Here is a 19,121-nt window from a genome sequence, read left to right as displayed (position 1 = left end):
CAGTTTGACATGCGCCTGACACGGGCACAGCTTGAAGTAATCAGCAGCAGCAAGAATCAACAGTCAGAGAGGAATTCATGAGTGCAATCGTAGATATCATCGGTCGCGAGGTTCTCGACTCGCGCGGCAACCCCACCGTCGAATGCGACGTGCTGCTGGAATCCGGCGTGATGGGCCGCGCAGCGGTGCCGTCGGGTGCGTCGACCGGCTCGCGCGAAGCCATCGAACTGCGTGACGGCGACAAGTCGCGCTACCTGGGCAAGGGCGTGCTGAAGGCCGTCGAGCACATCAACACCGAAATCTCCGAAGCCATCATGGGCCTGGATGCCTCCGAGCAGGCCTTCCTGGACCGCACCCTGATCGACCTCGACGGCACCGAGAACAAGGGCCGCCTGGGCGCCAACGCCATGCTGGCCGTGTCGATGGCCGTGGCCAAGGCCGCCGCTGAAGAAGCCGGCCTGCCGCTGTACCGCTACTTCGGCGGTTCGGGCGCGATGCAACTGCCGGTGCCGATGATGAACATCGTCAACGGCGGCGCGCACGCCAACAACAGCCTGGACATCCAGGAATTCATGATCATGCCGGTGTCGCAGACCAGCTTCCGCGAAGCCCTGCGCTGCGGCGCGGAGATCTTCCACGCGCTGAAGAAGATCCTGGCCGACAAGGGCATGTCCACCGCGGTCGGCGACGAGGGCGGCTTCGCCCCCAACTTCTCGTCCAACGAGGAATGCCTGAACACCGTGGTGCAGGCCATCGAGAAGGCCGGCTACCGCGCCGGTGAAGACGTGCTGCTGGCACTGGACTGCGCCGCCAGCGAGTTCTACCACGAAGGCGAGGGCGTGTACCAGCTGGAGGGCGAAGGCCTGAAGCTGACCTCGACGCAGTTCGCCGACTACCTGGCCAACCTGTGCGACAAGTTCCCGATCGTGTCGATCGAGGACGGCATGGCCGAAGGCGACTGGGACGGCTGGAAGACGCTGACCGAGAAGCTGGGCACGCGCGTGCAGCTGGTGGGCGACGACCTGTTCGTCACCAACACCAAAATCCTGAAGGAAGGCATCGAGAAGGGCATCGGCAACTCGATCCTGATCAAGATCAACCAGATCGGCACCCTGACCGAAACCTTCGCCGCCATCGAGATGGCCAAGCGCGCCGGCTACACCGCCGTGATCTCGCACCGCTCGGGCGAGACCGAAGACAGCACCATCGCCGACATCGCCGTGGGCACCAACGCCGGCCAGATCAAGACCGGCTCGCTGTCGCGCTCGGACCGCATGGCCAAGTACAACCAGCTGCTGCGCATCGAGGAAGACCTGGGCGATATCGCCAGCTACCCGGGCAAGGGCGCGTTCTACAATCTGCGCTGACACCTTGCCCCGTCGTTCCCGCTCGCGCGGGAGCGGCAGCAAGCGGATGGAATGGCGGCGGCCGGGATTCCCTGGCCGCCGCCGTTTTTGTATCGAAATCTGCCTGGCAATTGCCTTATAGGCTGAGTTCGCAGATCATTGTGCGGAATTTCCTGTCCGCCATCTTTCATGCGCCTGATCTCGCTGCTGTTGTTCGTGCTGCTGCTTGCCATCCAGTACCCACTCTGGCTGGGCAAGGGCGGATGGCTGCGCGTGTGGGACCTGAACCGGCAGCTGACCGAGCAGGGCACCCGCACCCAGACGCTCAAGCTGCGCAACGCCAAGCTGGAAGGCGAAGTCGCCGACCTGCAGGACGGCACCGGCGCGATCGAGGAACGTGCCCGCTATGAGTTGGGCATGGTGAAGGAAGGCGAGGTCTTCGTGCAGTTTGTCGCGCCGGCGCCCAAGGTCAGCGCCACGCCGCCGTTGCCGCCGCCGCCGAATTCGGTCGCCGGCAGAGGTGGCCACTAAGAGGCGCCTTGCTTCTCGCTGTCGTCACCACCAGCCGTACGGATAACCGCCCCAGCCCCAGCCGGGCATGCCGACGCTGACGCCGCCGCCCCAGTGGCCGCCACCCCATCCCCCGTAATACAGGTTCCAGCTGGTGTTCGGATAGCCATAAGCCGCGCGCGCGGCCGCGGCCTGCTGGTCGAGCGCGATCGCGGCCGCCTGCTCGCGCAGTATCTGCTGGTTCAGCGTGTCGAGCTTCTCCTTGTCGTCGGCCGTCAGCGGCGCTGGCGGGATGGCGTTGGGCGTGAGCCGCGCCGTGGGCGGCGAGCCGTTGACGTCGCGCGGCAGCTCTGCGCAGCCGGCGGCCAGCAGCAGTGCGCCGGTCGCGGCGCAGGCGGCAATGCCGCGCAGCACGGCCGGCACGATGGCGGGAGATTCAGGCAGGGAGGAGGTGGCTCGGGCGGACATGGCTGTTCTCAGGCTCGCTTGCGGCAGTTGGATGCTGCCATCGTACAGCCGTTGGACAGGGCGGCAGGGCGGTTGTTTCCGCCGTGCCGCCCCGCGCCCGCCGCTCAGTGGTGCTGGTGCGCGCCGGCACCGGCGCCGGTGGCGATATGGGTGGCCGAGAACAGCTGGGCGCAGTCGACCGGATCAAACTCATAGCGCAGGCCGCAGAAGTCGCAGTGGATCTCGACCTGGCCGCGCTCGGCGATGATGCCTTCGATCTCTTCCTGGCCCAGCGACTGCAGCATGCCCGCCACCTTGGGGCGCGAGCAAGAGCAATGGAAATGCGGCGTCAGCGGCTCAAACACGCGCAGGCCGGCGGCCTGCAGGTCTTCCCAGAACAGGCGGCGCAGCAGGGTGTCGGGGGTCTCGGCCAGCAGTTCGTCGGCCTTGAGCGTGGCGCCCAGCTGCACGGCGCGGTCCCAGGTGTCCAGGTCCTGCGCGCGGGCATGGCTGGCCAGCGGCGCGCCGGTCTCGCCGACTTCCGCGGTGCCGCCGTAGGCCGGCAGCTTTTGCAGCAGCATGCCGGCGGCGACGTGGTCGTCCGCCGCCAGCCAGAGGCGCGTGTCGAGCTGCTCGGACGCCTGCATGTAGTGCTCCAGCACGGCGCTGATCGAGGCCAGCGGGCCGTGCGCGTCGGCCAGCGGCACTATGCCCTGGTACGCCTGCTGGCCCGGCAGCTTGTCCTTCGGGTCAAGCGTGATGGCAAAGCGGCCGTGGCCGTGGGCGTTGACCATCTGCGCCAGCGTGGCGTCGTCGGCGATGTGCGCGTCCTCGGCCAGCTTGGCGGTGGCGCGCATCGACAGGTCGGACAGGCATTCCACCACCAGCATGCGCACCGGGCCGTCGCCGTGCAGCTGCATCACCAGCGCCCCGTTGAACTTCAGGTTGGCCGACAGCAGCGCCGCGGCGGCCATCATTTCGCCCAGCAGCCGGCGCACCGGTGCGGGGTAGCTGTGGCGGCCCAGCACTTCTTGCCAGGTGGCTTCCATGCGCACCAGCTCGCCGCGCACGGGAGCCGCGTCGAACAGGAATTTCTGCAGGGTGTCGGGGGTGGTGGTATCGGTCACAATAATCTGTCGATGATTCGGTAAGTGCCGCCGCGGTCGTCAGCCGATCCGCTTGAGCTGTTGCTTGTACATGGCCTGCCGGGTGGCGTAGGTCTCGGCGTTGCGGTACAGGTTGGCGACGTCGGCGTCGGTCAGCTGGCGCACCACCTTGGCCGGCGCGCCCAGGATCAGCGAGCGGTCCGGGAAGACCTTGCCTTCGGTCACCACGGCACCGGCGCCGACCAGGCATTCCTTGCCGATCACGGCGCGGTTCAGCACCACGGCCTGGATCCCAATCAGCGAGCCTTCGCCCACAGTGCAGCCATGCAGCATGGCCTGATGGCCGATCGAGACCTTGTCGCCCAGGGTCAGCGGGCAGCCCGGGTCGGTATGCAGCACCGAGCCTTCCTGGATGTTGGTGTCCTCGCCCACCACGATCGGTTCGTTGTCGCCCCGGATCACGACACCGGGCCAGGCGCTGGCGCGGGACTTGAGGGTCACGTTGCCGATGACGGTGGCTTCGGGGGCCACGTAGGCATCGCTGTCGATATTGGGCTTGACATCGCCGAGCTGGTAAAGCGCCATGAGGTCTCCTGCACGAAAGGCTTTTGTTGAAGTGGGGGTTGCCGCCGGACTTTAAAGGGCCAGGGTGGGGTGCGGGCGCGCGGCGCCAAGGCGACTGCGCGGCTTGCCCGGCAGTCGGGCACCGGCCAGGCCCTACAATGGCGGCAGACCCGGATTTTACGCTCATGCCAGAAAAAACACCCGCCGCCGCCTTGCCTGAACCGTCACTTTCGCCGCGCCACCAGGCGCTGGCGGTGCTGTGCATGACGGATCCCCGGCAGAAGTCCGTGGCGGCGCGGGCACTTTACCGCCATGTGACGACGTTGCCGGACGAGGCGCTTGCCGCCGGCGAGGCGATCCAGGCCGGTGCCGGCCAGGCCATTCCCGGCCGCCCCGCGCGGCCGCCGCTGGTGGCGCCGCAGGGCGTCGAGCGGCGCCGCTCGCTGCATACCCCGGCCGGGCGCGCGGCGATGATCCATGCGCTGTGCCATATCGAGTTCAATGCCATCAACCTGGCGCTGGACGCGGCCTGGCGCTTCGCCGGCATGCCGCCCGGCTACTACCGCGACTGGCTGCGCGTGGCCGATGAAGAGGCGTACCACTTCACGCTGCTGGCCGACCACCTTGGCACGCTGGGCGCGGCCTACGGCGACTTCCCTGCCCACAACAGCCTGTGGGAGATGACCGACAAGACCGCCGACGACGTGCTCGCGCGCATGGCGCTGGTGCCGCGCACGCTGGAGGCGCGCGGGCTCGATGCCTCGCCGCCGGTGCGCGCCAGGCTGGCCGGCGCCGGCGACCACGCCGCCGCGGCCATCATCGACATCATCCTGCCCTGCGCGACGAGGTCGGCCACGTCGCCATCGGCAACCACTGGTACCGCTGGCTGTGCGCGCAGCGCGGCCTGGACCCCGTTGCCACCTACGCGCAGCTGGCCGGGCAGTACCGCGCGCCGAAGCTGCGCGGGCCGTTCAATCTCGAGGCGCGGCGCGCGGCGGGCTTCGATGAAGAGGAACTGGCCTGGCTGGAGGCATCGGCCGGTTAGGCCTGCCGTCCTGTACCTCAGCCGCGCGGCGGAAAGCCATGCCTGCGCGCCGACCAGACCGCCAGCCAGGTGGCGGCGAGCAGGGCAGCCAGCACGGGCGGGAATGCGCCGATCCCGAAGCCATCGAGCAGCAGCCCGCCAATGACGCCGCCGCCGGCGATGGCAATATTCCAGGCCGTGACCAGCATCGACTGGGCCACGTCCGCGGACTTTCCGGCGGTCTTTGCCAGCGCCGTCTGGAACAGCGTGGAAACGCCGCCGAAGCCCAGGCCCCAGATCGCGGCCGCGGCATAGACCACGGCCGGGTGCCCGCCCCCGGCCCCAAGCGCCAGCACCGCAAGCTCGAACAGCAGGGTGCTGGCCAGCGTCAGCGCCCGCAGCCACTGGTCGATCAGTACGCCGGTGATCCAGATGCCGGCGAGCGAGGCCACGCCGAACACGAACAGGACCAGATCAAGCCGTGCCCCGGCGTTGCCGGCTCGCAGGAACGGCGCGATATAGGTGTAGAGGATGTTGTGCGCCAGCACGAAGGCGAGCGTCACGAACAGCACGGGACGCACGCCCGGCACTGTGAACACGCGCGCGATCGGCAGCCGCTGGCCGGCGGGCTGGCCGGCAAAATCCGGCACGCTGGCCAGCACCCAGGCAACCAGGCCCAGCGTCAGCATGCTGATGATGCCGAAGCACGCGCGCCAGCCCATGAGCGCACCGAGGAAGGTCCCGGATGGCACGCCCAGCGACAAGGCCAGGGGGATGCCAACCATCGCGACAGCAATGGCCCGGCCCTTGAGGTGATCGGGAACCATGCGCGCGGCATAGCCAGCCAGCAGCGCCCACAGCAGTCCGGCCGAGACCCCCGCAAGAAAGCGCGCCGCCATCGTCAGGACATAGTTGCCGGACCAGGCCGTCGCGGCGTTGGCGACGGCAAAGCCCGCGATGGCAAGCAGCAGCAGCGGCCGTCGCCGCAGCCCTTGCGTGGCTGCCGTCAGCGGCATGGCGGCTACCAGAGAACCGAAGGCGTAGATGGTGACGAGCTGGCCGGCAAGCGGCTCGGAGATGGCAAGGCCCGCGCCGATCTGCGGCAGCAGCCCTGCCGGCAAGGCCTCGGTCAGGACGGTGATGAAGCCTGCGACGGCAAGCGCAAGCAGTGCCGGAAGCGGTAGCCGCGCAGGCTGGGTGCCCTGCTGTGCATCGTTCGCAAGCGTGTTGGTGGCTGTGGTCATGTTGGCGCCTTGATCAGGGGTGATGCGTTGCGTGGAGGGTTACGCGGCAGCGGGGGCGACACCGTAGACCGCGTCGCGCAGATCGGTGACAAAGCGGCCGGACATGCCCTCGTACAGCGTGTTGGTGAACGCCACCACGCTCAGCCCCTGGCTGCGGTCGACGAACCAGGCGTGGCCGTAGGCGCCGCCCCAGCGCCAGGTGCCGGTGGATTCCGGGGAGCCCGCCCGGCGCGGATCGCGCAGCACCGAGAAGCCCAGCCCGAAGCCGGTTCCCGGCGCATCGGGCAGGTCCAGGCCGCCGGTCTGGTCGCGCGCCATGTCTTCGACCAGGGCGGATGGCAGCAACACGCCGCCGCCCTGGCGCAAGCTTTCCAGCAGGCGCAGGAAGTCTTGCGCCGTGCCCGCCATGCCGGCGCCGCCGGACGGGAAGGCCCGCGCGTTGAAGAGGCGGGCGGGGCTGTAGGGAATGCCAACCGTGCCTTCGAGCACGGGCACGGTTTCGCCTTCGCGCAGGCGGTGCGGGTGCGGGCTGTCATTCACATACGAGGTCGGCACGCGGTGCGCATCGCGTGCCACGAAGCCGGTGTCGTCCATGCCCAGCGGGCCCGTCACCAGCTGGCGCACTGCCGTGTCGAGCGGCGTGCCATGGACGCGCTCGATCAGCGCGCCCAGCACGTCGGTCGCGAGCGAGTAGCCCCACGCGGTACCCGGTTCGTACAGCAAGGGCACGCTCGCGATGCGCCGCAGGTTTTCCGCCAGGCTGATGGTGGTGTCGTCCATGCCGTCGGAGACACCGGCGCTGGCATAGGGTCCGGCTTCGCCGGACTCGAAGAAGCGATAGCCCAGCCCCGCGGTATGGCTCAGCAGCTGCCGCGCCGTGATACGTGCCGGTCGGCCGTCGGCCAGGCGCGGGCAAAATTCGGGCAGCCAACGGTCGATACCCTGGTCAAGGTCGAGATGGCCTTGTGCCACCAGCACCAGTGCAGCCACGGAGACGATCGGCTTGCTTACCGAAGCCAGCCGGAACACCGCATCCATGCGCATCGACTGTCCGCTTTCCCGATCGGCCAGGCCTGCCGCCTGCTGGTAGACCGGTTCGCCGTCACGGCTGACCAGCACGACGGCGCCGACCAGCCGCCGTTGCTCCAGCGCCTGCCGGACCACGACGTCGATGCGCGCATTCAGGGGGGATACATGGGACACACCTGGACGCGGTGCAATCGTGGGGAGGGACACAGCGGAATCCTTGTTCAATGAGTACCCGCTCACGATAAGGACCCGGCCATTAAAGAAAAAGTGGGCTACAGTTCCTTTTTCTCCGGAACTTTGTGTCCGCAATCGGGGGGGCATCATGGATAGCCTCAGTGGCTTCGCAGTGTTTGTGCAGGTGGCCGAGACCCGCAGTTTTGTCGCGGCGGGACGCTTGCTGGGGGTGTCGGCCTCCGCCGTCGGCAAGAGCGTGGCGCGCCTGGAAGAAAGGCTCGGCGTACGGCTGTTCCACCGCAGCACGCGCAGCGTGACGCTGACCGCCGAAGGCACGCTGTTCCTGGAGCGCAGCCGCCGCGTGCTCGCCGAGATCGAAGCGGCGGAGCTGGAGCTGGCCGAAGCCACCGCGGCGCCGCGCGGGCGCCTGCGCGTGAGCCTGCCGCTGGTCAGCTCACTGGTCTTGCCCGTGCTTGGCGATTTCATGCGCGCGTATCCGGACATCGAGCTGGACCTGGATTTCACCGACCAACTGGTCGATGTCATCGAGGAGGGCTTCGATGCGGTGGTCCGCACCGGCGAGCCCGCCGACTCGCGCCTGTCGGCGCGCAGGCTGGGTGCGTTCCAGGCGATGCTGGTGGCATCGCCCGATTACCTGGCGCAGCGTGGCACGCCGAAGGTGCCTGCCGACCTGGCCGCCCATGCCTGCCTGCATTACCGCTTTCCCCACACCGGCAAGCTCGAGGCCTGGCCGCTGCAACGCGCGCCGGGCGAGCCCGAGCTGGCGCTGCCGACATCGATGATCTGCAACAACATCGAGACGCGCCTGTGTTTTGCGCTGTGCGGCCTGGGCATTGCCTGCCTGCCGGATTTCGCCATCCGCGAGCAACTGGCCGATGGCAGCCTGTGCCAGGTGCTGTCGGGCCATGTGGGGCCGGCCAAGGCCTTTCACGTGCTCTGGCCGGCGAGCAGGCATCCCTCGCCCAAGGTGAGGGCGTTGGTCGACTTTCTGTGCGCGCGGGTCTTTCCTGCAGACGAGGCGCGCTCCTAGCCCTACCTTCGCAAGCTCGGTGTTGTTCCGCGGCGGCATCGAGTCGGAATGCCGCGTAGATACTGGATTTCGCTTGATTCTTTGGCTCGGAGATGCTGCATGAAAAAATGATGCGCATCCTCGAACGGGAAGTCAACGGCCATCGCTACCGCATTGCCGCGCAGGGCCTGGCGCCCAACTGCCCCGCAGAATCCGAAGCGATGCGCATCACCAGAATTGGTTAGTGAGGCAATTTGATACATCCTTCCTTGGGGTGGTATTCGCCAGCCCGCATGGCCCCATACATTGACGTGCGCGGATGAGAAGTCAGCGGTCGTCATAGCCCAAAGAGAGAACTGCAACTTCACGCCGTTCGTGGCACTCCCGCGCAACACAGGAACCCCATAAAAGACCGGGAGGAAGTACCGCATGAAGAGCAATCGCTCCAAACTTGGCCTCGCCATGGCCGGCGCCGCACTGGTAACGCTTGCCGGTTGCGGAGGCGGTGGAGACAGCGCCAGCAGCAACACCACGACCCCGCCGCCTGCGACGACGGCGCCGGCAGCCAAAGCCGTGATGAGCGGGACCGCGGCAACCGGTGCGGCCCTGGCCAATGCCAACGTCACCATCACCAACAGCAGTGGCAACTCGCCTTGCGAGGAATCGTCGATCACGACGACAGCCCTGGGCACCTACACGTGCACCCTCAAGAGCGGAGAGACGGCGCCCTTCTTTGTCGTGGTGACCGACCCGACCGGCAACAGTGCCCCGCTGGTGAGCGTGGCCACCACCACCCCCGCCGCGGGCGCCGCGCTGACGGTCAACGCCACCCCGCTGACCACGGCCATCGTGGCACAGCTTGCTTCAGACGGTAACGCGCTTTCCGTGGTCAGCAGCAAGACCGTGGATACGGCCGCGTTGCAAAAGGTCACCGCTAACGTCTTGACGCAGCTTGCGAGCGTGTTGACGTCGATCGGCGCACCCGCGGACTACAACCCGTTCAGCACCTCTATTTCCGCGGCCACGGCTTCCAGCTCGGGCAACACCGCTGACCAGCTTCTGGATATCGTCAAGGTAACGACCGATCCCGCGAGCGGCAAACCGGCAATCGCCACCGTCGACAATCCGACGCCGGTGCCCCTGGCCACCGCAGACAGCAGCGGCACGGCGCTGCCCGCGCCGGACGCCGGCGTGGCTGATCTGCCCAAGGCCGCGCAACTCGTCGCCAAATCCCTGACTGCCTGCTTTGCGCTGCCAACGTCCCAGCGCGTGCTGGCCACCGACACCACCGTGCCGCAATCCCAGGGCGGCCCGACGGTGACGTCCGCGGCGCCGCAGTGCCAGGATATCGCGGGCGCCAGCGACAACGCGGCAGGCGTCGAGTTCCTGCACAATGGTTACGAGGCCGGCCAGTATCTGTACAACACGCTCACCAGCGATACGATGACCGGTGCGCAGTTCAGCGTTCCTGAGGTGATGGCTTTCTACGGCGCAAGCAGCACCGCGTCGGGCAAGGACGAAGCCGTGCTGAACATCAAGTACCTGGATGCGGGAGGCAATCCCGGCAACCTGATCACCGTCGCGCGCAACATCGCCGGCGGTGCCACGCAATCGCACCCGAGCCCCTGGTGGCTGGTCGGCAACCAGCAGCCGGTCGACGTCAGTGTGCGGCCGTTGGTCCGCAGGGTTGAGCAACTCAACCCTGCCAATACCCAGGCCTTCAGCCACTTCCAGACCGGCCTGCAATTCCAGGTGAACGCGAAGGGGCCGGGCAGTGTCACAGCGAACGGCAACCTGGCCTATGCCCGCATTACCGGCCCGATGCTGCCCAAGGCAGGCCTGGTCTATATTGCTCCGGTCCCTGAGGAAGTCGGCCAGAACTATATGGATGTCACCAACAAGACCGGGACGGTCGGCACTACCACGCGCTGCAGCGACAATGCCGCGAACACTGGCCCGCGGTTCTACAACTGCCCGAACTTCTGGATCGGCCGGACCGCCGGCTTGACTGGCACGGCCGCTACGACCTTCGCCAACAATCAGGGGGGGCTGGTGTGGGCGCAGAATGCCGACAATCTCGATACGACCTTCCCTGCGAAGGGCCAGCGCTACAAGATCGAGCTGTTCTACGGCAGCAACACGACGGCGACTTACACGTACCACAAGACCCTGTTGAGCGACATGATCGTCGCCACCCAGGCTGGCAACTTGCCGTGGAACACGCCGGGCAGCGCAACGTTGGCATTCCTGGATCCGAATGGCAGCCTTGCCGGCGCGCAGACGTCGACCAAGGCCGACTGGATCCAGAATATTGCTGCCGAGCAGATCGGCGGTGTTTCGGTGACTGTGGACACGAACGGCACCTATGGCGCGTCCCAGCAGGCTCCGAAGGGCTCCACGTCTCTCGTAGTGGATGCCCCGGTTCCAGCCATGACGCCGACATCGGTTCGTGCGGTGCTGTTCGGCTACCGGATGCTGAACAACAGCAACAAGACCGCGGTGTACACCTATAACTGACCTGGTGTTATCAGCGACCCTTGCGCAAGGATCGCTGATTTCCGGACCCCGCCAGCCCCAAAGCCGGCGGGTTTTTTTTTGGAAGCAAGCCTGAAGACAAAGATGAACTGAAGCCGCGCGGTGGAATTGGTGAGGCTGGCGCTTCAAGCGCAACGGTAGGGGCTAGGCGCGCTTGCCCGCGCGCTCTTCCTCCAGCAGGCGCAGCACGCGCCGCTGGATCTTGCCGGTGGTGGTCATCGGCAACTGGTCGATGAACTCAATTGCCTTCGGGTATTCATACGGCGCCAGCTGGCCGCGCACATGCGCCTGCAGCTCTGTGACCAGCGCTGCGTCGCCGTCGAACGAGCGCGCCACCGACGGCGTCAGCACCACGAAGGCCTTGACCACGGCGCCGCGCTCGGGGTCGGGCGAGGGCACCACGGCGCAGTTGGACACTGCCGGATGCTTGAGCAGGCAGTTCTCGATCTCGCTCGGCCCGATGCGGTAGCCCGAGGACTTGAACACATCGTCGGCACGCCCCTGGTACCACAGGTAGCCATCGGCATCGACGCGCGCCAGGTCGCCGGTGCGACACCAGCGCAGGCCGTCGCGCTCGGTGTACTTGCCCGCGGTGGCGGCCTCGTTCTTCCAGTAGCCGAGGAAGAACACCGGGTCCGGATGCCCGGCGCTGTCGGTGGCGCACACCGCCACCTCGCCGTCTTCGCCGGGCGGGCAGGGGTGGCCTTCGTCGTCGATCACCTGCACGCGGTGGCCCGGATAGGGGCGCCCCATCGAGCCCGGCCGTGCCGGCCAGCCCAGCTGGTTGTCGTCGTTCTGCGCGGTGCAGTTGCCGACGATGTAGTTGATCTCGGTCTGGCCGAACATCTCGTTGACGATCACGCCCAGCGCATCGCGGCACCAGCCGAACACGGTCTCGCCCACGGCCTCGCCGGCGCTCATCAGCGCACGCAGCCTGATGTCGTAGCGCTGCCGCGGCTCGGGGCAGGCCTTCATCATCTGCTTGAGCGCGGTCGGGAACAGGAAGGTGTTGGTGACGGCGTAGCGCTCCAGCAGCTCGAAGGCGCGCTCGGCGGAGAAGCGTCCCTGGTAGCCGACGATGGGTTTGCCGAAATACAGCGCCGGCATCAGCGCATCCCACAGGCCGCCGGTCCAGGCCCAGTCAGCGGGGCTCCAGAACACGTCGTCGTCCCGCGGATACCAGTTCTGCGAGCAGACAAAGCCGGTCAGGTTGCCGATCAGCGCGCGGTGCGGGATCAGCGCGCCCTTGGGCGGACCGGTGGTGCCGCTGGTGTAGATCAGCACGGCGGCTTCGTCAGCCTTGGTCTGCTCGGCGGTAAAGACGGGCAACTGCGCGGCCAGCAGCACGTCCCAGTCGTGGTCGCCGCGGCCATGCGCGCCGCCGGCGGCAATCACGGTGGCCAGCGTCGGGCATTCCGGGCGCGCGGCCAGCACATTGTCGATGGAAGTCTCGTCGGCGATCGCCACGTTGGCTTCGCTGTGTGCGATGCGGTAGGCCAGCGCCTCGGGCCCGAACAGCATCGACAGCGGCATGGCGATGGCGCCGAGCTGGTAGATCGCCATATGCGCGATCACGGTCTCGATCCGCTGCGGCATCACGATTGCCACGCGGTCGCCGCGCGCCACGCCCAGTGCGCGCAGCGCCGCCGACAGGCGGTTGGCTTCGGCCTGGATATGGGCAAAGGCATGCGCGTTGCGGCGGCCGTCCTCGTGCTCGGTATAGACCGCGATGCGGTCCATCGTGGCCGGGTCGCGCGCCCAGCGCCCGCAGCAGGCCTCGGCGATATTGAAATGCGGGGGAATTTCCCAGCGGAAGGATTCATACAGGGCGCGATAGTCGTCGCGCCGGCTTGCCGGCAAGGCAGCTGCGGCCATCCAGGGTCTCCGGTAGGTTCGGATCGCGGCAATGGCGGCCCCCGAGATGGCGGCGGCCGCTATAATGCGCTCAAGCGAACGATCGTTCTATTTTGTGTGGGCTTCCCTCGCCAGCCCCCGTGGCGCCGCGCCCGGCGGCAGGAAGACCCACGCGCCAGGGTGGAGACAATGACAATCAAGGAAACCTCGCGGTCTGAATTTATCACGTTGCGCGGGCTGCGCTACCACGTGCGCCACTGGGGCAAGCCCGGCGCGCGCAAGCTGTTCATGCTGCATGGCTGGATGGATGTGGCCGCGTCGTTCCAGTTCCTGGTCGATCACCTGCGCGGCGACTGGCATGTGATTGCGCCCGACTGGCGCGGGTTTGGCGAGACCGACTGGCCCACGCGCTACCCGGGCACGCAGTCGTACTGGTTCGCGGACTATATCGCCGACCTGGAGGCCTTGCTCGACCATTACGAGCCCGACGGCCAGGTCGACCTGGTCGGCCACAGCATGGGCGCCAACGTGATCTGCCTGTATGCCGGCATCCGCCCGCAGCGCGTGCGCCGCGTGGTGGACCTGGAGGGCTTCGGCATGACGGCGACGCGGCCGGTGCATGCGCCGAAGCGCTATGCGCGCTGGCTCGACGAACTGCGCACCGGCTCGGAGCTGAAGACGTATGACAGCGTGGACGGCGTCGCCGCCCGGCTGCAGAAGACCAACCCGCGCCTGCCCGACGACCGCGCCGCCTTCCTGGCCGAGCACTGGTCGCGCCGCAATGCCGAGGGCCGCTGGGAGATCCTGGGAGACCCGGCGCACAAGCTGGTCAACCCGATGCTGTACCGGCTCGATGAGGTGATGGCGATCTGGGAGCAGGTCAGCTCGCCCGTGCTGCATGTGGAAGCGCGCGATTCGGAGACGCTGCGCAATATCGCCCACAAGCAGGCCATCGACGAATTCAAGGAGCGCTTCCGCGCCTTCCGTGACTTCCGTGAAGCGGTGGTCGATGATGCCGGCCACATGCTGCATCACGACCAGCCCGCCGCCGTGGCGGCGCTGGTGGAATCGTTCTGCGGCGCGGTGTGAGCGCCGGCGCCGCCGCTCAGGCGTGCGTCAGCTTTTCCTTCAGCGCGGCGTTGTTGCTGGTGTGCACATGCACCAGCGCCTTTTCCGGGAAGGCGTAGTGGTAGGCGCGGCGCAATGCCAGCGCGGCCTCGTGGAAGCCTGACAGGATCAGCTTCTGCTTGTTGGTGTAGTAGGCGATATCGCCCGCGGCAAAGATGCCGCGGCGCGAGCTTTCATAGGTGGTGGTATCGACCAGGATGCGGCCGGCGCGCATGTCCATGTCCCACTGCGCGATCGGGCCCGGCTCGGACACCAGGCCGTACAGCGCCACCAGTTCATCGGCGGGCAGCACCGTGCTGCCGTCGCGGGTGCGCACCTCGACCTCGGTCAGCGGGCCGTCCTGGCCTTCGGTGCGCAGGGCGCCGAGCATGCCGACCACGAAATCCATCTCGCCGGCCGCCGCCGCCTCGCGCATTTCCGCGACGGTGCCGTCGGCCGCGCGGAAGCCTTCGCGCCGGTGCACCAGCGTCACGCGCGCGGCCACCTTGCGCAGCGCCAGCGCCCAGTCCAGCGCCGAGTCGCCGCCGCCGGCCACCACCACGCGCTTGCCGGCAAAGCGCGACACATCGCGCACGGCGTAGTGCACGTGGCGGCCTTCCAGCGCCGGTGCTTCGGGCAGCGCCACGCGCTGCGGCGCGAATGCGCCCGCGCCGGAGCAGACCAGCACCGCGGCCACATCGAAGCGCTTGCCGCTGTCGGTGGTGACCAGCAGGCGCTCATGGGCAGCATGCCCGTCAGGTGCCGGCTGCCGCGGGATTTCGGACAAGCTTTCCGCGCGCTGGCCGAAGTGCATCGGGAAGTCGAACGGCGCGCACTGCTCCAGCAGCCGGTCGACCAGGTCCTGCGCCAGGCAGCCCGGCACGGCGGGGATGTCGTAGATCGGTTTTTCGGGGTAGAGCTCGGTGCACTGGCCGCCGGCGCGGTCGAGCACATCGATCAGCTCGCATCTGAGGCCGAGCACGCCGGCCTGGAACGCGGCAAAGAGCCCGACCGGGCCGGCGCCCACGATCAGGACATCGGTGGTGGTGACGGGGGCTGGTGTGAGGGGGGTAGCGGTGGGCATTGGGCGTGGCGGGCACGCCAGGTGCCCGCAAAAAGGACGGTGCAAGGCCCGACTATACCCCGCACATCGCCCGTTTCCGCCGACGCCAGCGTTGCCGGCAGGGCTTTCCAGGGTGCGCCGGCGTCACGCATGCAGGGGGCGACGGGAGTAGAATGGCTCCATGCAAAACGCCCACGCCATCAATGCCGACCTGCATTGCCATTCCACCGTGTCCGACGGCACGCTGGCGCCGCGCGCCATCGCCGAGATCGCCCGCGACGCGGGGGTCGCATTCTGGGCGCTGACCGACCACGACGAACTGGGCGGGCAGGCCGAGGCGCGTGCCGCGGCCGAGGAATTCGGCATGCGCTATGTGCCTGGCGTGGAGATCTCGGTGACCTGGGCCGGGCAGACCGTGCATATCGTCGGGCTGCAGATCGACCCGCACTGCCCGGAACTGATCGACGGCCTGACCGATACCCGCTCGGGCCGCGCGCGCCGCGCGCGCGATATCGCTGACGCGCTGGCAAAGGTGGGCATCACCGGCGCCTATGAAGGGGCGCTGCAGCACGTGGGCAACCCGGACCTGATCTCGCGCACGCACTTTGCGCGCTGGCTGGTCGACCAGGGCCGTTGCGCCACCGTGGGCGAGGTCTTCAGCGAGTACCTGTCGGAAGGCCGCCCCGGCTATGTCGGCCACCGCTGGGCCAGCCTGGCCGACGCAGTCGGCTGGATCCGCGCCGCCGGCGGCATCGCGGTGATGGCGCACCCGGGCCGCTACCATTACACCGATACCCAGCACGACGCGCTGTTCGATGAGTTCACTGCGCTGGGCGGTGGCGCCGTCGAGGTCGTGACCGGCAGCCACACGCCCGACCAGTACCGCCGCTATGCCGAGGTGGCCCGCCACTACGGGCTGCTGGCCTCGCGCGGCACGGACTTCCACGGCCCCGGCGAAGGGCGCGTCGAGCTGGGCAAGCTGCCGCCGCTGCCGCCGACGGTGACGCCGGTCTGGCACGACTGGTAGGCGCAAGCCCGGCCTGGCCGGGGTACCCCCCAGATTCCGCTCCGATCCGTCCGAATCCGCCTCCCTGGTCCATGTCACAGTACTTCGAGATCCATCCGCTCAATCCGCAGTCGCGCCTGGTCAAGCAGGCCGCCCAGATCCTGCAGAAGGGCGGCCTGATTGCGCTGCCGACCGATTCCAGCTATGCGCTGGCCTGCCGGCTCGACGACAAGGGCGCCGTCGAGCGCCTGCGCCGGCTGCGCGGCATCGATGACCGCCACCACCTGACGCTGATGTGCCGCGACCTGTCCGAGCTCGGCAACTTTGCCCGCGTCGACAACCGGCAGTACCGCTGGCTCAAGGGCGCCACGCCGGGCCCCTACGTGTTCATCCTGGAGGCGACCAAGGAAGTGCCGCGGCGGCTGTCGCACCCGGCGCGCAAGACCATCGGCGTGCGCGTGCCCGAACACGCGATTCCGCTGGCGCTGCTGGGCGAAACCGGCGAGCCGCTGATCTCGGCCACGCTGCAGATGCCGGGCGACGAAGCGCCGCTCAACGACCCGGCGGAAATCCGCGCGCGGCTGGAGAAGCAGCTTGACCTGGTGGTGTGCGGCGGCCCGGCGCCGGCGCAGCCGACCACGGTGATCGACCTGACCAGCGGCGAGCCCGAGCTGATCCGCGCGGGCCGCGGCGACGTCGAGCGCTTCGGGCTCTGAGTTCCCCCGGGCGCTGCCACCCCGCCTGGCGGGTGCACAAGCGTGCGCCCGGGCGGCGCCGGGCCGTTACAATAGGGACCATGGATTCCTCCCTTATCCAGACCTTCGCGGTCTATGCCCTGCCGGTGCTGTTCGCCATCACGCTGCATGAGGCCTCGCACGGCTACGTGGCCAAGCTTTTCGGCGACGACACGGCCTATGCGCTCGGGCGCGTCAGCCTGAACCCGATCCGCCATATCGATCCGATCGGCACCATCGCGGTGCCGCTGCTGCTCTACATCATGACCAGCGGCCAGTTCGTGTTCGGCTACGCCAAGCCGGTGCCGGTGGCGTTCGAGCGCCTGCGCAACCCGCGCTGGCACGGCATGTGGGTGGCGCTGGCGGGGCCGGCCAGCAATGTGGTGCAGGCCTTCGTCTGGGTGCTGCTGGCCATCGGCCTGACCTGGGGCGGCGTGCGCGAGCCGTTTTTCGGCGAGATGGCGCTGGCGGGCGTGCGCGTCAACCTGGTGGTGGCGGCCTTCAACCTGTTTCCGGTGCCGCCGCTGGACGGCGGCCGCGTGCTGACCGCGCTGCTGCCGCAGGGCATTGCCCGCGCGGTGTCGCGCATCGAGCCGTACGGCATCTTCGTGGTGCTGGCGCTGGTGGCCGCGGGGGTGATCACCACGGTCTGGATGACGCCGGTGGTCAATGTGCTGATGTCGCTGATCGAGCTGCTGCTGCGCCCGATCGTGATGCTGCTGCATTGACGTGCCGGGGAACGCCATGATGCATACTGGGATTTCTGCCCCGTCCCCCTGGGTTGCCCGCTGGGCCCACCTGCTGCGCCCCGGCGCGCGGGTGCTGGACCTGGCCTGCGGCAGCGGCCGCCATGCCGCCTGGCTGGCGGCGCGCGGCCATGCGGTGCTGGCCGTCGACCGCGACGCCGAGGCCATCGCCGGCCTGCCGGCCGGCGTGACCGGCCGGGTGGCCGACCTGGAGCAGGGCGCCTGGCCGCTGGCCGGCGAGGCGCCGTTCGACGCCATCGTCGTCACCAATTACCTGCACCGGCCGCTGTGGCCGCACTTGGCGGCGGCGCTGGCGCCCGGCGGCGTGTGGATCTACGAAACTTTTGCTGCCGGCAATGAAACCGTCGGCAAGCCGTCGCGGCCGGATTTCCTGCTGCGGCCGGGCGAATTGCTCGAAGTGGCGCGCCAGTATGGCCTGCGCGTGGTCGCCTATGAGGATGGCCTGGTCGAAGTGCCGAAAACAGCCTTCATGCAGCGGATATGTGCGGTGCGCGAGGCGGCTGCGGGCGCCGATGCGCCCGCGCCGGCACGCTACCGGCTCGACGCCTGAGCCAGCCATGGCGCTGTCGGCGAGAATGCCGCTGCACACGTTGAAACAGTTGGTATCAACCCCTGTCCGGGCGGCGGTCGAAGCGGCCTGCGGTTCCGGTACAATCCCGTTATTCGCATCCCGAATTCCTTAACGTTATGACACAGATTACCGGCAGCATCGTCGCCATCGTTACCCCGATGCATGAAGACGGCAGCCTGGACTTCCCGGCCCTGCGCGCATTGGTCGACTGGCACGTGGCCGAAGGCACCGACGGCATCGTGATCGTGGGCACCACCGGCGAGTCCCCGACGGTTTCCGTCGAGGAGCACTGCGAACTGATCCGCGTTGCCGTGGAACAGGCCGGCAAGCGCATTCCGATCATCGCGGGCACCGGCGGCAACTCCACCAAGGAGGCCATCGAGCTGACCGCCTTCGCCAAGAAGGTGGGCGCCGATGCGTCGCTGCAGGTCGTGCCGTACTACAACAAGCCGACCCAGGAAGGCATGTACCGGCATTTCCGCACCATCGCCGAAGCGGTGGAGCTGCCGGTGCTGCTGTACAACGTGCCGGGCCGTACGGTCGCGGACATGAACAACGAGACCATCCTGCGCCTGGCGCAGGTGCCGGGCATCGTCGGCGTCAAGGAAGCGACGGGCAATATCGACCGCGCCGCGCAGCTGATCAAGGACGCGCCGGAAGGCTTTGCCATCTACAGCGGCGATGACCCCACCGCGGTGGCGCTGATCCTGCTGGGCGGCCACGGTAATATCTCGGTCACCGCCAACGTGGCACCGCGCAAGATGCACGAGATGTGCGTCGCGGCGCTCAAGGGCGACGTCGTCACCGCGCGCCGCCTGCACATGGAACTGATCGGGCTGAACAAGGCCATGTTCATCGAGGCCAACCCGATCCCGGTCAAGTGGGCGCTCCAGCAGATGGGCAGGATGGAAGGCGGTATCCGCCTGCCGCTGACCCCTCTGTCCGAGGCCAACCACGACTATGTACGCAAGGCACTGGCCGCCGCCGGCCTGCTGGCCTGATCTTTCGCG

17 protein-coding genes and 1 pseudogene are annotated in these 19,121 nt (G+C 68.0%); 11 read left to right on the top strand and 7 right to left on the bottom strand.

The features are described from left to right. Positions 1-77: 77 nt before the first annotated feature. Entirely contained in the window at positions 78-1,367 is a 1,290-nt protein-coding gene (eno, locus tag AC3WL8_RS25460) for a phosphopyruvate hydratase (protein WP_013956143.1), read from the top strand. 168 nt (positions 1,368-1,535) lie between these two features. Next, entirely contained in the window at positions 1,536-1,877 is a 342-nt protein-coding gene (gene ftsB / locus AC3WL8_RS25455) for a cell division protein FtsB (RefSeq protein WP_013956144.1), read from the top strand. 24 nt (positions 1,878-1,901) lie between these two features. On the opposite strand, the gene AC3WL8_RS25450 is transcribed toward ftsB, so the two are convergent. From AC3WL8_RS25450 to AC3WL8_RS25440, 3 genes are all read right to left on the bottom strand, one after another. Beyond that, complete coding sequence (locus AC3WL8_RS25450; protein WP_211980886.1) at positions 1,902-2,324, bottom strand: hypothetical protein; 423 nt, start codon at positions 2,322-2,324, stop codon at positions 1,902-1,904. 104 nt (positions 2,325-2,428) lie between these two features. Then, positions 2,429-3,430 (bottom strand): Hsp33 family molecular chaperone HslO, encoded by a 1,002-nt coding sequence (gene hslO / locus AC3WL8_RS25445; protein WP_013956146.1) that lies wholly within the window; start codon positions 3,428-3,430, stop codon positions 2,429-2,431. 39 nt (positions 3,431-3,469) lie between these two features. Continuing rightward, on the bottom strand, positions 3,470-3,994 hold the full coding sequence (locus tag AC3WL8_RS25440) for a gamma carbonic anhydrase family protein (RefSeq protein ID WP_010808992.1): 525 nt from the start codon (positions 3,992-3,994) through the stop codon (positions 3,470-3,472). A 137-nt stretch (positions 3,995-4,131) separates the two neighbouring features. Here AC3WL8_RS25440 and AC3WL8_RS25435 point away from each other — a divergent pair. Beyond that, a pseudogene (locus AC3WL8_RS25435) lies at positions 4,132-5,018 on the top strand (ferritin-like domain-containing protein). Between the two features lie 17 nt (positions 5,019-5,035). On the opposite strand, the gene AC3WL8_RS25430 reads toward AC3WL8_RS25435, so the two are convergent. Beyond that, positions 5,036-6,241 carry an MFS transporter gene (locus AC3WL8_RS25430; protein WP_013956148.1) on the bottom strand — a complete coding sequence of 402 codons (1,206 nt, stop codon included), beginning with the start codon at positions 6,239-6,241 and terminating at the stop codon, positions 5,036-5,038. A gap of 39 nt (positions 6,242-6,280) precedes the next feature. Next, the gene (locus AC3WL8_RS25425) at positions 6,281-7,477 is read right to left on the bottom strand and encodes a serine hydrolase domain-containing protein (RefSeq protein ID WP_211980887.1); all 1,197 of its coding nucleotides are present in this window, start codon (positions 7,475-7,477) and stop codon (positions 6,281-6,283) included. 115 nt (positions 7,478-7,592) lie between these two features. Between AC3WL8_RS25425 and AC3WL8_RS25420 the strand changes: the two genes are divergently transcribed. Together AC3WL8_RS25420 and AC3WL8_RS25415 are read left to right on the top strand one after the other, a co-directional pair. After that, entirely contained in the window at positions 7,593-8,495 is a 903-nt protein-coding gene (locus tag AC3WL8_RS25420; RefSeq protein ID WP_013956150.1) for a LysR family transcriptional regulator, read from the top strand. A gap of 408 nt (positions 8,496-8,903) precedes the next feature. Next, positions 8,904-10,991 carry a hypothetical protein gene (locus AC3WL8_RS25415; protein WP_211980888.1) on the top strand — a complete coding sequence of 696 codons (2,088 nt, stop codon included), beginning with the start codon at positions 8,904-8,906 and terminating at the stop codon, positions 10,989-10,991. Between the two features lie 162 nt (positions 10,992-11,153). Here AC3WL8_RS25415 and AC3WL8_RS25410 read toward each other — a convergent pair whose 3' ends face one another. Next, on the bottom strand, positions 11,154-12,884 hold the full coding sequence (locus AC3WL8_RS25410; RefSeq protein WP_013956153.1) for an acetate--CoA ligase: 1,731 nt from the start codon (positions 12,882-12,884) through the stop codon (positions 11,154-11,156). Positions 12,885-13,052: 168 nt separating this feature from the next. Here AC3WL8_RS25410 and AC3WL8_RS25405 point away from each other — a divergent pair, with 168 nt between their 5' ends. Continuing rightward, on the top strand, positions 13,053-13,952 hold the full coding sequence (locus tag AC3WL8_RS25405; protein ID WP_211980889.1) for an alpha/beta fold hydrolase: 900 nt from the start codon (positions 13,053-13,055) through the stop codon (positions 13,950-13,952). Positions 13,953-13,968: 16 nt separating this feature from the next. Here the strand turns inward: AC3WL8_RS25405 and AC3WL8_RS25400 are convergent, their stop codons facing one another. Beyond that, entirely contained in the window at positions 13,969-15,054 is a 1,086-nt protein-coding gene (locus tag AC3WL8_RS25400) for an NAD(P)/FAD-dependent oxidoreductase (protein WP_013956155.1), read from the bottom strand. 160 nt (positions 15,055-15,214) lie between these two features. Here AC3WL8_RS25400 and AC3WL8_RS25395 point away from each other — a divergent pair, with 160 nt between their 5' ends. The 5 genes from AC3WL8_RS25395 to dapA all read left to right on the top strand — a co-directional run bounded on the left by AC3WL8_RS25395 (position 15,215) and on the right by dapA (position 19,112). After that, a complete protein-coding gene (locus AC3WL8_RS25395; RefSeq protein ID WP_013956156.1) occupies positions 15,215-16,060 on the top strand; it encodes a 3',5'-nucleoside bisphosphate phosphatase in 846 nt (281 codons plus the stop codon). A gap of 71 nt (positions 16,061-16,131) precedes the next feature. Then, on the top strand, positions 16,132-16,755 hold the full coding sequence (locus tag AC3WL8_RS25390; protein WP_013956157.1) for an L-threonylcarbamoyladenylate synthase: 624 nt from the start codon (positions 16,132-16,134) through the stop codon (positions 16,753-16,755). A gap of 80 nt (positions 16,756-16,835) precedes the next feature. Then, the gene (locus tag AC3WL8_RS25385) at positions 16,836-17,501 is read left to right on the top strand and encodes a site-2 protease family protein (protein WP_013956158.1); all 666 of its coding nucleotides are present in this window, start codon (positions 16,836-16,838) and stop codon (positions 17,499-17,501) included. Between the two features lie 16 nt (positions 17,502-17,517). Then, on the top strand, positions 17,518-18,090 hold the full coding sequence (locus AC3WL8_RS25380) for a class I SAM-dependent methyltransferase (RefSeq protein WP_013956159.1): 573 nt from the start codon (positions 17,518-17,520) through the stop codon (positions 18,088-18,090). Between the two features lie 137 nt (positions 18,091-18,227). Next, positions 18,228-19,112: a 4-hydroxy-tetrahydrodipicolinate synthase gene (gene dapA, locus AC3WL8_RS25375; RefSeq protein WP_010808980.1), complete on the top strand. Its 885-nt coding sequence runs from the start codon at positions 18,228-18,230 to the stop codon at positions 19,110-19,112. Positions 19,113-19,121 lie beyond the last annotated feature (9 nt).

It is taken from the genome of Cupriavidus sp. FW305-F7 (genome assembly GCF_058782875.1).
This window is presented reverse-complemented; position numbering and strand designations above follow the sequence as displayed.